Raw genomic sequence first — 13181 nt, forward strand, 5'->3', positions numbered from 1 at the left:
TAGATAAATTATCGCCACTGCCCTTGATGAACGACTGAATAGGCAAAGACTTCAATGAAACTGCTGGCCACTGCGTTAACATTTTTAAGCCTAGTATCAGCCCAGTCAAACGCGCTTACGAACGAACAATCTCAGGCAAAAATCAAGGGCATTGAACTATACAATCAACACAAAGCCATCTCCGCAATTGAAACATTACAAATAGCAGCCGAAGGCGGTGATGATGAAGCACTTTACTATTTGGGAGAATCTATAAGAAAAAACAATAGATACATGACTCAAGAAGCGCAAAAGGCTTACGAGGAGTCAGCAAAGAAAGGCAATATTTACTCTATGATTCGGCTCGGCGGCGCGGATCAAGATTTGTGCGTAACTATGAACAATTGTTCTTCCTCTGGGCAATGCCCTAAAGATTGGATGAACAAAGCCAAAAACCTTGCTACAGATCAGGCATCTCATGGTGACGCTGAGTCGATGTACCTACTATGGGAGATAACAGGAAACGATGAATGGCTTGAAAAGTCCGCAGAAACAGGTTTTGCATTAGCGCAATTTCGTTTAGCGACCAAGTATCAAGAGGGGGGAGGCATGTTCCTACTACCCTCTAGCAGATCAGATGAAATCGAAAAATGGATGAAAGCCGCTGCAGAGAATGGTTATCCACCAGCCATGATGGGATTTGCCGCTACCAGGATTGAAAAAGCCGATTTGTCATCATTTAGAAAATGGAATGAAAAAGCTGCAGCCTCAGGCTATGCATCTGCAGTTTTTGGTTACGCGTCATATATTGGCGAAGCTGAACCAAAATACGGGTTCGAATCAGACCCGGTAAAGTCATACGCACTATTGTCGAATCTACTGGAGCTTGATGGTGGTGGAAACGTAATAAACAACGTTAACGACGTATTGCCGGAAATAGAAAAAAAGCTGTCAAAAGAGCAACTAGAAAAAGCAAAAGAACTCGCAAAAACGTGGAAGGCCACTCACCCACCGCTCTCGTTTTTTCCAGATAAGTTAGGGTACTGAAATTTAGCAGTACAGCCTTTTCATTAATTTTTTTCAAGCACGTCAAAGCCCGTACCCTAATGATTCATATCGCAAACGACAAATGCCCGAGACAAGGGAATAGCAACCGTAAATAACTCAGCTCATGTTCACATCGGTTAACTCGGCCTTAAGGCCACAGTCAGAGACTCCATGTCACCGCACACCCTCAGCTCTCCCCCGCTGACGCCCAGTGCGGCAGGCTCGCCCGGCTTCGTGCCGGGCGCCTATCCGTTACGCTGGAGTCCTCTCATGAACATTCGTCCCTTCCTGCTCACCGCCAACCTCGCCTGCAGCTCATACGCCGCACTGGCCCAAGCCAACGACACCTCCGCCACATCGAATCAAGCACCCTACCAATACGGCATGCCACTCCACGTGGCGAAGGTGCTCTCGCTAACCGAGCCGCCGACCCTGGAATGCAAAGTCATCACCGCCGACATGAAATACATCGATAACACCGGCAAGCCCGCACAAATCAGCTACAGGAAATTATCTGACGCATGCAGTCGGCAGAACTGACAGACGCTTCTGATTTTCCGGTTGGCCATAGGCGTGGGGTGGTTTCGGCGGGTATGCTCGGGACCTTCCCTACTGCCGCAAGGACTGGCCATGCAGTTGTCGTTCCGCACGTTGTCGAGCGTCACTTCAATCCTGTGTTTTTTGCTGGCGCTGGTCTGGGGATTTTTTCCGGAGGTGTTGCTGGCGATCTGGAGTATTGGCTATTCGGAAGGCACCGGCGTAGTCGCAAGGCGCAGCGCGGTGCTGTTTGCGGCGTTGGGGGTGATGTTTTATTTGCTGCGCAATGCTCCGCCGTCAGCGGCACGCAGTGCACTGAGCAATGGTTTCATCGTCGGCTGTTTCGGTTTGGCGGCGTTGGGTTTTGGCGAATGGCTCAATGGCCATGCCGGCCCCGGGATTTTGCTCGCGGTGCTGGTCGAGTTCGCGCTGGGCCTTGGTTTTGTACAGGCCCGGCGCGTGACGGTCGAATTGGGTGAAACGCTGGGTTAAACCGCTCGAGAACGAGCGCTGGTTTGATGCGTATTGGTTTGTTGCGCGAGATCGGATCGCAGGCCTGCGACCAGGTTGTTGATTTCACGGCAGCTGTTCAAGCGGCTGGCGTCGATGCCGCTGACGTAGAGATCGGCTTGGTCGGTTCGATGGTCGCCAAACACTTTGACGGACATCGACAAGTCGGGCGACAGCGTGCACTGGCAGCGTTTCGGCAAGAAACTGCTTTCAATGATATTGCGTAATTCCAAGGCAGATAAAAACATGGCGAACCCTCTCCTTTCTGTGCGATTGCCAATCAAGTATTCACGCTGACCCTTCGCTGCGCCTTCACGGGTGTGCCCCCGCTGTTTCCGTGGTGCGGCAAGTGGTGGTACTGCGAAATGCCCATTGGAGTGTAGGCGCCCAAATCCGGTGCGCCTCACCGAAAGAACGCATAAAACGTGCCTTTGATCGGCTCGTTTCGCTCCCTTCAAAATCAAGCACTTGGGAAAGTGGCCAGTATTGTGCTATTTGCAAAATGCATGAACCGACCATCCGTCTCCTGCAATCTGCAACTTTGCGCGAATTTGCTTTCGAGGGCCATGACGGCAAGAATGCATTCAGATGCAATTCAACCCGCACGGAGGCTTCCATGAATTCCTTACGCATTTGCGCGATCACTGGGCTGTTAATCGCCAATCTTTCAACCCTCGCCCACGCCGCCAAACTCGAAGACGTCGCGCCGTATCCCAAAGCCGAAGCCGGGTTTACCCGTCAGGTCATCCATCTGCCCAAACAAGAGCGGGAAGAGAATTTCCAGGTTGAAATTCTCGCTGGAAAAACTCTGGAAGTGGATTGCAACCGCCAACGTCTGGGCGGTGTGCTCGATGAAAAGAATCTGCAAGGCTGGGGCTATCCGTTCTATCGCCTGGAAAAGGTCATCGGCCCGATGAGCACGATGATGGCTTGCCCGCCCGGCAGCCAGAAAAAGCGCGCTTTCGTTCCCGTCGTCGGCGACGGCTTCATGTTGCGCTACAACAGCAAGTTGCCAGTCGTGGTGTACGCGCCTTCGGACGTAGAGGTGCGTTATCGCATCTGGTCGGCGTCGGACAAAGTCGGCACCGCCCTGCAGGAATAACCGCAGCGTCCCATCACGCCGGCACGCCGCAGGCAGCGGCGCGCTCGGCGACATGGCGCAGGCTGTCGAAGTTGATGTTGGCCCCAGAGTCGATGGCGACGAATGTCTGATCGCGAACGCCGCTGCGCGCCACGTACTGCTTGATCCCCGCCACGGCCAGCGCCCCCGACGGTTCAGTGATCGAACGGGTATCGTCGTATATATTCTTGATCGCGGCGCAGAGCTCGTCATTACTGACCGTGATCACTTCATCCACACAGAAGCGGCACACCTCGAAGCCATACGCGCCGATCTGCGCAACCGCTACGCCATCGGCGAAAGTGCCGACGCTGGGCAGAACCACCCTCTCGTCCGCCCGCAAAGCGGCTTGTAGACAGGCCGAATGTTCGGATTCGACGCCAATGATCCGCACTTCCGGGCGCAGGTATTTGACGTAGGCCGCGATACCGGCGATCAAGCCTCCGCCGCCGACCGGGATAAAGATCGCATCCAGCGCGCCTTGATGCTGGCGCAGGATTTCCATCGCCACGGTGCCTTGGCCGGCGATCACGTCAGGATCATCGAACGGTGAAACGAACGTGCGTCCGCTCTGCTCGGCCAAATGCAACGCGTGGGCCAGAGCAAACGGGAAACTCTCGCCATGCAGCAGTGCTTCGGCACCGTGACTGCGCACGCCGAGCACTTTGAGCTCAGGGGTGGTAGACGGCATGACGATCGTCGCGCAGATGCCCAACTCCCGTGCCGCCAGCGCTACACCCTGCGCGTGATTACCCGCCGACGCAGTGATCACTCCCCGCGCTCGCTGCTCATCGCTCAGTTGCACAAGTTTGTTGTAAGCACCACGAATCTTGAAAGAGAACGTCGGTTGCAGATCTTCGCGCTTGAGCAGGACCCGATTGCCCAGTGCTTGCGACAATGCCGGCGCAGGCTGCAACGGCGTGCGCACCGCAATGTCGTAAACCGGCGCGGCCAGAATCATCTTTATGTAGTGCTCAAGCAGGGCTTGCTGGTCGGGGCTGTGCGGCATGGTCGTCTCCTGACAGTTTTCAGAACCCCGGAGACAGAAAGTAAAAACCCGCCTCTAGGGCGGGTTGGGTGCTGCAGTCGTGAGCTAGCCCGCCAAATGAGGAATGGCGGTAATAATGCTTGGCTGGCAGCGCATTACGGTAAAAGTCATGGGCTGGAAATTAGCCTGCCGGCGGATGACAAGTCAATGGTCAATTGTGCGTCGCGCCGGTAGGCTGGCGATTCTGCTCATCACACCAAGGAAGGAAAGCATGATGTCCATCGCGCTGCCTCTCACCGCTTTGCTCGCGTTCAGTGGGTACACAGTTTCGGTAATGCTCCAGGCTGAACAGTCACTGATCAACTTCGGCATCAGCCTGATGTCACGACCGGACACCGCGCAGGTAGTCATCGATCTGTACCTGATGGCGACACTGGCCGGTGTATGGATGGTCAAGGACGCCCGGTCTCGGGGACGCTCCGTCTGGTCGGTACTGCCTTATTTGCTGCTGACCACAGTGTTCGTTTCAGTGGGGCCGCTGTTGTATCTGGTGATTCGCGGAATTCAGGAGCGGCGCAATTCTGCCGCTGCGCCGTCGGCCCAGCCTCACAATTTTGAATCTTCCTGAGAACTGAACAGTCACTGCAAATGAGAACAACAACTTCCGCTCCAAGCCGATGAAAGTGGAGATTGACCATGAACATTCGCCAAGTGCTGTTCGCCGTCCCGCTGCTGGTCACCGCCCTGTCCAGCCCCGCTGTTTTTGCCGTCGATGAAAGCGACGCCGTGAAAAAGCCCGAATGTCCGAAAGGCCAGGTCTGGGACAGTAAAACCCAGCAATGCGTACTGCAGACCAGCGGCTAAAGGAAGCCCTGCTAAACTGGCCGAGGTTTAATTCCAAGGAAGATCGCCCTGTGCCAATTTCATCTCGCACCGCATTGCTGGTCATCGATGTTCAGAACGATTTTATTCCCGGCGGACAATTGCCGGTGCCTCAAGGTGACCGGATTGTGCCGCTGATCAACCGGCTCGCGCGCCAGTTCAGGCAAGTCGTGATTGCTCAGGACTGGCACCCGAGCGGGCATATCTCGTTTGCGTCCAGCCATCCGGGCCGGCAGCCTTACGACATCATTCAACTGCCGTACGGCGCACAAACGCTGTGGCCCGAGCATTGTGTGCAAGCCAGCGCCGGCGCCGAATTCCACGCGGAACTGGATTTGCCGCACGCGCAATTGATCATACGCAAAGGCTGCAACCCCGACATCGATAGCTATTCCGCTTTTTTGGAAGCGGACCGAAGCACCACCACGGGGCTTGCCAGCTATTTGAAAGAGCGCGGCGTCGACACCGTTTATATGGTTGGCCTGGCCCTGGATTTCTGTGTGATGTTTTCGGCGCTGGACGCGCGCGCGGCGGGTTTCAATGTCTTTGTGGTGCTGGATGCCTGTCGGGCTATTGATCTGGACGATTCGCTGGCGTCTGCAATTACGCGGATGCAGGAGGCCAGCGTCGGCCTGATCCAATCATCTGATATTCGTTAGGGAATTCAGGCCGCGGCCGGCAACCACAGCCTGAATCGCGCCCCACCCAGCGGCGAACTCTCGACGGTCAGCGTGCCGCCCTGTGCTTCGAGCGCTCGGCGGCTGATCGCCAGACCGAGGCCGAATCCGCCGGTGGCGCGATCACGGCTGCGGTCGAGCCGATAGAACGGTTCAAAGATCCGCTCGCGCTCGTCGTCGGGAATGCCAATGCCATCGTCGTCAACCCAGATCTCACATCCGCCGGCAATCACCTGTACGCCAATCTGAATGCGTTTTTCGCAATAGCGCATGGCATTGCGCAACAGGTTCTGGATGGCCCGAGCGGTCAGGCGCGGGTCCAGCGCGAAGCGTTCGAGCTGACCGTGCAAGAGCACGTCAATCACGATGTCCGGTGATTCCAGTTCCTCATCGACACTGCCGAGAATGCTGTCGATGAACTCGTCGAGCGACACCTCGATGCGCTCAGGCGATTGCGCCGGATTCTGTAAGCGGCTGTAGGAGAGCAATTCCAGTACCAGTTCATCCAGTTCACGGATGTGCGCGACCAGGCTCTGCAAACGCTCGCGGCTGGCGGCCGGCAAGTCTTCGGACAACGCCAGCGCCAGGCCGAAATCCAGACGTGTCAGCGGCGTGCGCAGTTCGTGGGACACAGCGTTAAGCAGGTCGCGTTGCTGGTTGAGCAGGTTTTCGATATCGCCGGCCATGGTGTCGAACACGTTGGCGAGGCTGCCAATGTTCGAACTCGGGGCAATTTTTGTTCGCTCGCTCAAATGGCCTTTGCCGAAGCGTTCGGCGGTGCCTTTCAGGCGTTCCAGGTCGCGCCAGTGCGGACGCAGCCAAAGCAGCAAGCAGCCTAGCAACATGGCGCCGATCAGCACGTTGATGCTCCAGTACAACAGATCGACGTCGACCGGATCCGGCGGTACGACCATGCGCACGGCCATTTCGCCATTCAGTGGTGTGACCGCCAGGGTGCGCCAGCCCCAATCGCCGATGCGCACGACGTTTTCACCACGATGCAGACGTTCCTGCTCGATGGGCGTGAACACCGGGTCGTCGATCGGCGTCAGGACGATGTGCAGCGGCTGGAATTCCTTGTCCATCGAAGTAGCAATCGTTGGCCACTGCTCTTGCGGCGCGGCATGAAATTGCTTGGTGATCAGTGACTGCAGACCGCGGGAAAACTCCAGGTTGTAGGTGACGAAGCGATCCCGAAAAACCATCACGACCAGATCCGGCACGAGATAGATCGCCGCGCTATAGGAGACGATCGTCACCAGATACAGACGAAACAGAATACGAAACATCAGCTCAGCATTCCCACTCGGACCGGCTGAACAGATAGCCCTTGCCCCATACGGTCTTGATCTTGCGCGCCTCGCCGGCGTGATCATCGAATTTGCGCCGGAGCTTGGAAATCGCCACGTCCACCGAGCGATCGGTGCCGTTGAATTCGATACCGCGCAGGCGCTGCAAAATCTGATCGCGACTCAGCACTTCACCGGCGTGCCGCGCCAGCACCACCAACAAATTGTATTCACCGCTGGACAGCTCGACCGCTTGATCACGCCAGGTCACGGTGCGTTCGGACAGATCGATACACAGATTACCCATGACGATCCGGTCATTTGCCGCCAGTGGTTCGCCGAGACTGCTGCGCCGCAACAGCGTGCGCACCCGCGCCAGTAACACCCGCGGCTCGCAGGGTTTGGTGACGTAATCGTCAGCGCCCATTTCCAGGCCCAGCACTTGATCATGGCTGTCATCGCGGGCTGTGAGCATGAGGATCGGCAAGGTCGCTGAATCGGCGCGCAGCAAGCGGCACACTTGTAAACCGTCGAGACCTGGCAGCATGAGGTCGAGGATCACCAGATCCGGCGGACTGATCCGCGCCCGTTCGCGCACATGGTCGCCACGGCCGATGACGCTGACGGAATAACCGTTGCGCTCCAGGTAGCTGGAAATCAGTTCGGCGAGGGCGGTGTCGTCTTCGACCAGGAGGATGTTGGGCATGGGGTGTTCCAGAAAATGCTGGGGCGACAGTCAGGGCTCACTCGCTCGCACATTGAAATGCGATCTCCTGTGGGAGCGCGCCTGCTCGCGAAAGCGGTTTAACCGTCACAAAAGAATTCAAGGCCTGCAGGATATACGCCCTCACCCGCCACTGAGCAAAACCCTTACACAATTTCACACAGCAGCTACAAAGCTTCACCGCTAACCTCCCCGTCTGGCCGTAGGATGCGGCCTCAAATATTGGGGGTTGTACATGTCTGGAAAACTGCTGGCCGGGCTCGGCCTGATCGCATTGGCACTGACGCTGAGCGCCTGCGACTCATCCTCGACTGCCGAAGAGCAAGCGCCACCGGCCACGGTGCGCATCGAGACCATCAAAACCCAGCCATTGTCGATCAGCAGCGAATTGAGCGGGCGCATCGCCGCGCCACGGATTGCCGAAGTGCGTGCGCGAGTGGCGGGCGTGGTGTTGCAGCGCACCTATCGCGAAGGCAGCGACGTGAAAAAAGGCGATGTGCTGTTCCGCATCGACCCGGCGCCGTTCAAAGCCGATCTGGACAGTGCCGAAGCTGCGCTGCGCAAGGCCGAGGCCAACGCTTTCCAGGCGAAACTGCAAGAACAACGCTATGCGCAGTTGATCGAGGACCAGGCCATCAGCGGTCAGGACTACGACAACGCCCGCGCTGCCGCTCGGCAGACTGCCGCCGATGTCGCCGCCAGCAAGGCAGCGCTTGAAAGAGCGAAACTGAATCTCGGTTATGCCACCGTCACCGCGCCGATTTCCGGCCGCATCGGCCGCGCGCTGGTCACCGAAGGTGCGCTGGTCGGGCAGAACGAAACCACGCCGCTGGCGCTGATCCAGCAATTAAATCCGATCCATGCCGACCTGACCCAGTCGACCCGCGAGCTCAATGAGCTGCGCCGCGCGTTCCGTTCCGGGCAGTTGCAGGAAGTCGGTCAGGATCAGGTCAAGGCCACGCTGATCCAGGATGACGGCAGCCTGTATCAGTTGCAGGGCAAGTTGTTGTTCAGCGACATCACCGTCGATCCGGGCACTGGCCAGATCATCCTGCGCAGCGAATTTCCCAACCCGGATCTCGACCTGCTGCCGGGCAGTTTCATCCGCGTACGCCTTGAGCAGGCGACCATCCAGAACGGTATCACCGTGCCGCAACGCGCCGTTCAGCGCGACAGCGCCGGTATTGCCCAGGTACTGACCGTCGATGAGCAGATGCGCGTTTCGGCGCAACCAGTGCAACTGGGTGCGGTGCAGAACAATCGCTGGATCGTCACCGGCGGCCTGAAGCCCGGCGACCGTATTGTCATCGAAGGCCTGCAACACGCCCGTCCCGGGGAAACGGTGCAGATCGACGAAACCCCTCTTCCACTTGCCCAGACCACTGGTCAGTAAGCAGGACGCTTTCATATGCCGCAGTTCTTTATCGACCGCCCGGTGTTCGCCTGGGTGGTCGCCCTGTTCATCCTGTTGGCTGGTGCGCTGGCCATCCCGCAGTTACCGGTCGCGCAATACCCGGACGTCGCACCGCCGCAGATCGAAATCTACGCCGTCTACCCCGGCGCCTCGGCGCAGACCGTCGATGAGAGCGTGGTCAGCCTGATCGAGGAAGAGCTCAACGGCGCCGATCACTTGCTCTACTTCGAATCGCAAAGCAGCCTCGGCAGCGCGACGATCAAGGCGACGTTCCAGCCGGGCACCAACCCGGAGCTGGCGCAGGTCGATGTACAAAACCGCCTGAAGGTGGTCGAGTCGCGCCTGCCGCAAGCGGTCAATCAGCAAGGTTTGCAGGTGGAGAAGGTCTCTTCCGGTTTCCTCTTGCTAATCACTTTGACTTCCAGCGACGGCAAGCTCGACGACGTGGCGCTCAGCGATTATCTGGCGCGCAATGTGATGAACGAGATCAAGCGCCTGGACGGTGTCGGCAAGGCGCAGTTGTATGGCGCCGAGCGGGCGATGCGCATCTGGATCGATCCGCAGAAGCTCATCGCGTTCAACCTGACGCCGGCCGATGTCAACGAAGCCATCGTTGCGCAGAACGCCCAGGTTTCAGCGGGCAGCATCGGTGATTTGCCGTCGCCTTCCACACAGGAAATCACTGCGACGATTCTGGTCAAGGGCCAGTTATCGACGCCGCAGGAATTCGCCGACATCGTGCTCAAGGCCAATCGCGACGGCTCCACGGTGCGCATCGGTGATGTCGCGCGCGTCGAAATCGGCAGTCAGGAATATCAGTTCGGCACTCGCCTGAACGGCAAGCCGTCCACCGCCGTCGGCGTTCAGCTGTCTCCCGGCGCCAACGCACTGAACACCGCGACGCTGGTGCGGGCGAAGATGGATGAACTCGCGCGCTACTTCCCGGCCGGCGTGGAGTACAAGATTCCGTACGACACCTCGCCCTTCGTCAAAGTCTCGATCACCAAAGTGATCTACACCCTTGGCGAAGCGATGTTGCTGGTATTTGCAGTGATGTTCCTGTTCCTGCAGAACGTGCGCTACACGCTGATCCCGACGCTGGTGGTGCCGGTGGCGCTGATGGGCACGTTTGCGACCATGCTCGCGCTGGGCTTCTCGATCAACGTGCTGACCATGTTCGGCATGGTGCTGGCCATCGGTATTCTGGTGGACGATGCCATCGTCGTGGTGGAAAACGTCGAACGGATCATGGCCAGCGAAGGTTTGTCGCCCAAGGAAGCCACACGCAAAGCGATGACACGGATTACTGGCGCGATCATCGGCATCACCTTGGTGCTGGTCGCCGTATTTATTCCGATGGCGTTCATGCAGGGTTCGGTTGGCGTGATCTATCAGCAGTTCTCGCTGTCGATGGCCACCTCGATTCTGTTCTCGGCGTTCCTCGCCCTGACGTTGACGCCGGCGTTGTGCGCGACCTTGCTCAAGCCTGTTGCCAAAGGCGAACATCACGAAAAGTCTGGATTCTTTGGCTGGTTCAATCGTCGTTTCGAGCAACTGACCGATCGCTATCAGGGTTGGGTGGGGTATGCGTTGAAGCGCACTGGTCGCTACCTGATGATCTACGTCGTCCTGCTGATCGGACTCGGGTTTTGTTTTGCGCGCCTGCCCTCCTCGTTTCTGCCGACCGAGGATCAGGGTTACACCATCACCGATATCCAGCTGCCGCCCGGCGCGACGAAAAACCGCACCGTGCAAGTAGCCGAACAGCTCGAAGCGCACAACGCCGGTGAACCGGGGATCAGTGACAGCGTAGTGATCCTGGGCTTCAGTTTCTCCGGTAGCGGCCAGAACGCGGCGCTGGCGTTTTCGACGCTGAAGGATTGGTCGGAACGTGGCAGCGACGATGCCGCCAGCTCGATCGCTGACCGCGCCAACGCGGCGCTGAGCCAGATCAAGGACGCCATGGCCTTCTCGGTACTGCCGCCGCCGGTGGATGGCCTCGGCACGTCCAGTGGTTTCGAGTTCCGCTTGCAGGATCGCGGTGGACTGGGCCATGCGATCTTGATGCAGGCACGCACTGAGTTGCTCGCCGCCGCCGAAAAAAGTCCGGTACTGATGAACGTCCGTGAAAGCGCGCTGGCCGAAGCGCCGCAAGTGCAACTGATCGTCGACCGCAAGCAGGCGAATGCCTTGGGCGTTTCGTTCGCCGACATAGGCAACGTGTTGTCCACTGCCGTGGGTTCGAGCTACATCAATGACTTCCCCAATCAGGGCCGCATGCAGCGCGTGGTCGTGCAAGCCGAAGGTGATCGGCGCAGTCAGGTGGACGACTTGCTGAAAATGCACGTGCGCAACAACGCCGGGAACATGGTGCCGCTGTCGGCCTTCGTTCAGGCCGACTGGATTCAAGGGCCGGCGCAGTTGACCCGGTACAACGGCTATCCGGCGATTGCCATCTCTGGCGAGCCGTCACCTGGGCACAGTACCGGCGAAGCGATGGCGGAAATCGAGCGACTGGTAGCGCAGGGGCCGAAAGGTCTGGGCCAGGAATGGACCGGTCTGTCGCTTCAGGAGCGCTTGTCCGGCAACCAGGCGCCGATTCTGCTCGGCTTGTCGTTGCTGGTGGTGTTCCTGTGTCTGGCGGCGCTGTATGAGAGCTGGTCGATTCCGACGTCGGTGCTGCTCGTTGTCCCGCTGGGTGTGCTCGGCGCGGTGCTGGCGGTGACGATGCGCGGCATGCCCAACGACGTGTTCTTCAAGGTGGGTTTGATCACCATCATTGGCCTGTCGGCGAAGAATGCGATCCTGATCATTGAGTACGCCAAGAGCCTCTATGACGAAGGTCACGATCTGATCGATGCGACGCTGCAGGCAGCGCGTTTGCGTCTGCGGCCGATTGTGATGACTTCGCTGGCATTCATTCTTGGCGTGGTGCCGTTGGCCATTGCCACTGGCGCCAGTTCCGCAAGTCAGCAGGCGATCGGCACTGGCGTGATCGGCGGGATGATCACCGCCACGCTGGCAGTCATCTTCGTACCCGTCTTCTTCGTCGTCGTAATGAAACTCGTACAACGATTCACCAAACAACACTGATCCAAACTGTGGGAGCGAGCCTGCTCGCGAATGCGTCGGTACATTCGAAGCTGAGATTGACTGATCGGACGCCTTCGCGAGCAGGCTCGCTCCCACAGAGATCTGCATACAGACAGCATTGTAGCCACACCTCTCATCGCTGGGCTAAGGTGTCATTACCCACTTGCCCACCGAGTCCTCATGCGCTTCCTCGCCCGCACCCACCCTCGCCTGTCTGCCGCCGCCCTCCTCGGCCTCGCCACCGGTCTGTTGGCCCCCGCCGATTCAATCGCCAGCAAAATCCTCATCGGCTGGAACGCCGGTGTCTGGACTTACCTGATCCTGATGTTCTGGCTGACCGTGCGCGCCAAGGCCCCGGACGTCCGCCGTATTGCCGAGATCGAAGACGAGAACGCAGGGCTGGTGCTGTTCGTGGTGTGCATCGCCGCGCTGGCAAGCCTGGCCACCATCACCTTTGAACTGGCCGGCAGCAAAGATCTGGATAACACACACAAATTGATGCACTACGGGTTCACAGCGCTGACTGTAATCGGCTCATGGCTGCTGATCGGGGTAATTTTCTGCGTGCACTACGCGAGGTTGTTTTACACCTGGAACGGCAAGGAGCCGGCGCTGCGTTTTGCTGAAGGACTGACCACGCCTAATTACTGGGACTTTCTGTACTTCTCGTTCACCATCGGCGTGGCTGTGCAGACTTCGGATGTGGGGGTTGCAACGCGGGGTATTCGAAAGATTGTGCTGGCACAGTCGTTGATAGGTTTTGTATTCAATACAGCGATATTGGGATTCTCGATTAACATTGCGGCAGGCTTATTCGATTGAATAGCTCGACAAGCCCAAGCATAAAAACAGCTTCTTGCATAGCTGTAATATCTGACAGTTTACAAGACAGCGAAGGTCGTCTTATATGAGGTGTCCACG

13 protein-coding genes and 1 pseudogene are annotated in these 13181 nt (G+C 58.0%); 10 read left to right on the plus strand and 4 right to left on the minus strand.

Annotated features, from left to right (window positions below; genetic code table 11):
- Positions 1-54: 54 nt before the first annotated feature.
- The 3 genes from ACZ0AZ_RS23540 to ACZ0AZ_RS23550 all read left to right on the plus strand — a co-directional run bounded on the left by ACZ0AZ_RS23540 (position 55) and on the right by ACZ0AZ_RS23550 (position 2055).
- Positions 55-1026 carry a tetratricopeptide repeat protein gene (locus tag ACZ0AZ_RS23540; RefSeq protein ID WP_463570649.1) on the plus strand — a complete coding sequence of 324 codons (972 nt, stop codon included), beginning with the start codon at positions 55-57 and terminating at the stop codon, positions 1024-1026.
- 270 nt (positions 1027-1296) lie between these two features.
- Positions 1297-1566 (plus strand): DUF2790 domain-containing protein, encoded by a 270-nt coding sequence (locus ACZ0AZ_RS23545; RefSeq protein WP_463538277.1) that lies wholly within the window; start codon positions 1297-1299, stop codon positions 1564-1566.
- 90 nt (positions 1567-1656) lie between these two features.
- Positions 1657-2055 carry a hypothetical protein gene (locus ACZ0AZ_RS23550; protein ID WP_463538278.1) on the plus strand — a complete coding sequence of 133 codons (399 nt, stop codon included), beginning with the start codon at positions 1657-1659 and terminating at the stop codon, positions 2053-2055.
- Here the strand turns inward: ACZ0AZ_RS23550 and ACZ0AZ_RS23555 are convergent.
- Positions 2052-2321, minus strand: a complete 270-nt coding sequence (locus ACZ0AZ_RS23555) for a DUF1652 domain-containing protein (RefSeq protein ID WP_243241059.1) — start codon at positions 2319-2321, stop codon at positions 2052-2054. The two genes, ACZ0AZ_RS23550 and ACZ0AZ_RS23555, sit on opposite strands and share 4 nt — an antisense overlap.
- 368 nt (positions 2322-2689) lie before the next feature.
- On the opposite strand from ACZ0AZ_RS23555, the gene eco reads away from it, so the two are divergent.
- Positions 2690-3175, plus strand: coding sequence for a serine protease inhibitor ecotin (gene eco, locus ACZ0AZ_RS23560; protein ID WP_463538279.1), 486 nt, complete (start codon positions 2690-2692; stop codon positions 3173-3175).
- Between the two features lie 37 nt (positions 3176-3212).
- Here eco and ilvA read toward each other — a convergent pair.
- Positions 3213-4202 (minus strand): annotated as a pseudogene (gene ilvA / locus ACZ0AZ_RS23565) (threonine ammonia-lyase, biosynthetic); the annotation flags it as partial.
- A gap of 250 nt (positions 4203-4452) precedes the next feature.
- Between ilvA and ACZ0AZ_RS23570 the strand changes: the two are divergent.
- The 3 genes from ACZ0AZ_RS23570 to pncA all read left to right on the plus strand — a co-directional run bounded on the left by ACZ0AZ_RS23570 (position 4453) and on the right by pncA (position 5722).
- The gene (locus ACZ0AZ_RS23570) at positions 4453-4809 is read left to right on the plus strand and encodes a DUF2834 domain-containing protein (RefSeq protein WP_463538809.1); all 357 of its coding nucleotides are present in this window, start codon (positions 4453-4455) and stop codon (positions 4807-4809) included.
- A gap of 68 nt (positions 4810-4877) precedes the next feature.
- Positions 4878-5045, plus strand: coding sequence for a hypothetical protein (locus tag ACZ0AZ_RS23575; RefSeq protein ID WP_160292042.1), 168 nt, complete (start codon positions 4878-4880; stop codon positions 5043-5045).
- A gap of 50 nt (positions 5046-5095) precedes the next feature.
- Complete coding sequence (gene pncA, locus ACZ0AZ_RS23580) at positions 5096-5722, plus strand: bifunctional nicotinamidase/pyrazinamidase (protein ID WP_463570647.1); 627 nt, start codon at positions 5096-5098, stop codon at positions 5720-5722.
- Between the two features lie 5 nt (positions 5723-5727).
- Here the strand turns inward: pncA and ACZ0AZ_RS23585 are convergent, their stop codons facing one another.
- Both ACZ0AZ_RS23585 and ACZ0AZ_RS23590 read right to left on the minus strand, forming a co-directional pair.
- Positions 5728-7029: an ATP-binding protein gene (locus tag ACZ0AZ_RS23585; RefSeq protein WP_463538280.1), complete on the minus strand. Its 1302-nt coding sequence runs from the start codon at positions 7027-7029 to the stop codon at positions 5728-5730.
- A gap of 4 nt (positions 7030-7033) precedes the next feature.
- The gene (locus ACZ0AZ_RS23590; protein WP_039762772.1) at positions 7034-7735 is read right to left on the minus strand and encodes a response regulator; all 702 of its coding nucleotides are present in this window, start codon (positions 7733-7735) and stop codon (positions 7034-7036) included.
- Positions 7736-7988: 253 nt separating this feature from the next.
- On the opposite strand from ACZ0AZ_RS23590, the gene ACZ0AZ_RS23595 reads away from it, so the two are divergent.
- The 3 genes from ACZ0AZ_RS23595 (at position 7989) to ACZ0AZ_RS23605 (ending at position 13082) form a co-directional block, all read left to right on the plus strand.
- Positions 7989-9146: an efflux RND transporter periplasmic adaptor subunit gene (locus tag ACZ0AZ_RS23595; RefSeq protein WP_463570645.1), complete on the plus strand. Its 1158-nt coding sequence runs from the start codon at positions 7989-7991 to the stop codon at positions 9144-9146.
- 15 nt (positions 9147-9161) lie between these two features.
- Positions 9162-12260, plus strand: coding sequence for a multidrug efflux RND transporter permease subunit (locus ACZ0AZ_RS23600; protein ID WP_463538281.1), 3099 nt, complete (start codon positions 9162-9164; stop codon positions 12258-12260).
- A 180-nt stretch (positions 12261-12440) separates the two neighbouring features.
- The gene (locus ACZ0AZ_RS23605) at positions 12441-13082 is read left to right on the plus strand and encodes a DUF1345 domain-containing protein (protein ID WP_129999421.1); all 642 of its coding nucleotides are present in this window, start codon (positions 12441-12443) and stop codon (positions 13080-13082) included.
- Positions 13083-13181: the final 99 nt, after the last annotated feature.

The organism is Pseudomonas sp. AC239, from assembly GCF_979258545.1.

Bases quoted from the DNA above. Each gene is read 5' to 3' on its own strand.
- ACZ0AZ_RS23540 (WP_463570649.1), top strand. From the start codon at position 55: ATGAAACTGCTGGCCACTGCGTTAACATTTTTAAGCCTAGTATCAGCC.
- ACZ0AZ_RS23605 (WP_129999421.1), top strand. From the start codon at position 12,441: ATGCGCTTCCTCGCCCGCACCCACCCTCGCCTGTCTGCCGCCGCCCTC.
- ACZ0AZ_RS23600 (WP_463538281.1), top strand. From the start codon at position 9,162: ATGCCGCAGTTCTTTATCGACCGCCCGGTGTTCGCCTGGGTGGTCGCC.
- ACZ0AZ_RS23575 (WP_160292042.1), top strand. From the start codon at position 4,878: ATGAACATTCGCCAAGTGCTGTTCGCCGTCCCGCTGCTGGTCACCGCC.
- ACZ0AZ_RS23595 (WP_463570645.1), top strand. From the start codon at position 7,989: ATGTCTGGAAAACTGCTGGCCGGGCTCGGCCTGATCGCATTGGCACTG.
- ACZ0AZ_RS23590 (WP_039762772.1), bottom strand. From the start codon at position 7,735: ATGCCCAACATCCTCCTGGTCGAAGACGACACCGCCCTCGCCGAACTG.
- ACZ0AZ_RS23550 (WP_463538278.1), top strand. From the start codon at position 1,657: ATGCAGTTGTCGTTCCGCACGTTGTCGAGCGTCACTTCAATCCTGTGT.
- ACZ0AZ_RS23545 (WP_463538277.1), top strand. From the start codon at position 1,297: ATGAACATTCGTCCCTTCCTGCTCACCGCCAACCTCGCCTGCAGCTCA.
- ACZ0AZ_RS23570 (WP_463538809.1), top strand. From the start codon at position 4,453: ATGATGTCCATCGCGCTGCCTCTCACCGCTTTGCTCGCGTTCAGTGGG.
- ACZ0AZ_RS23555 (WP_243241059.1), bottom strand. From the start codon at position 2,321: ATGTTTTTATCTGCCTTGGAATTACGCAATATCATTGAAAGCAGTTTC.
- ACZ0AZ_RS23585 (WP_463538280.1), bottom strand. From the start codon at position 7,029: ATGTTTCGTATTCTGTTTCGTCTGTATCTGGTGACGATCGTCTCCTAT.
- eco (WP_463538279.1), top strand. From the start codon at position 2,690: ATGAATTCCTTACGCATTTGCGCGATCACTGGGCTGTTAATCGCCAAT.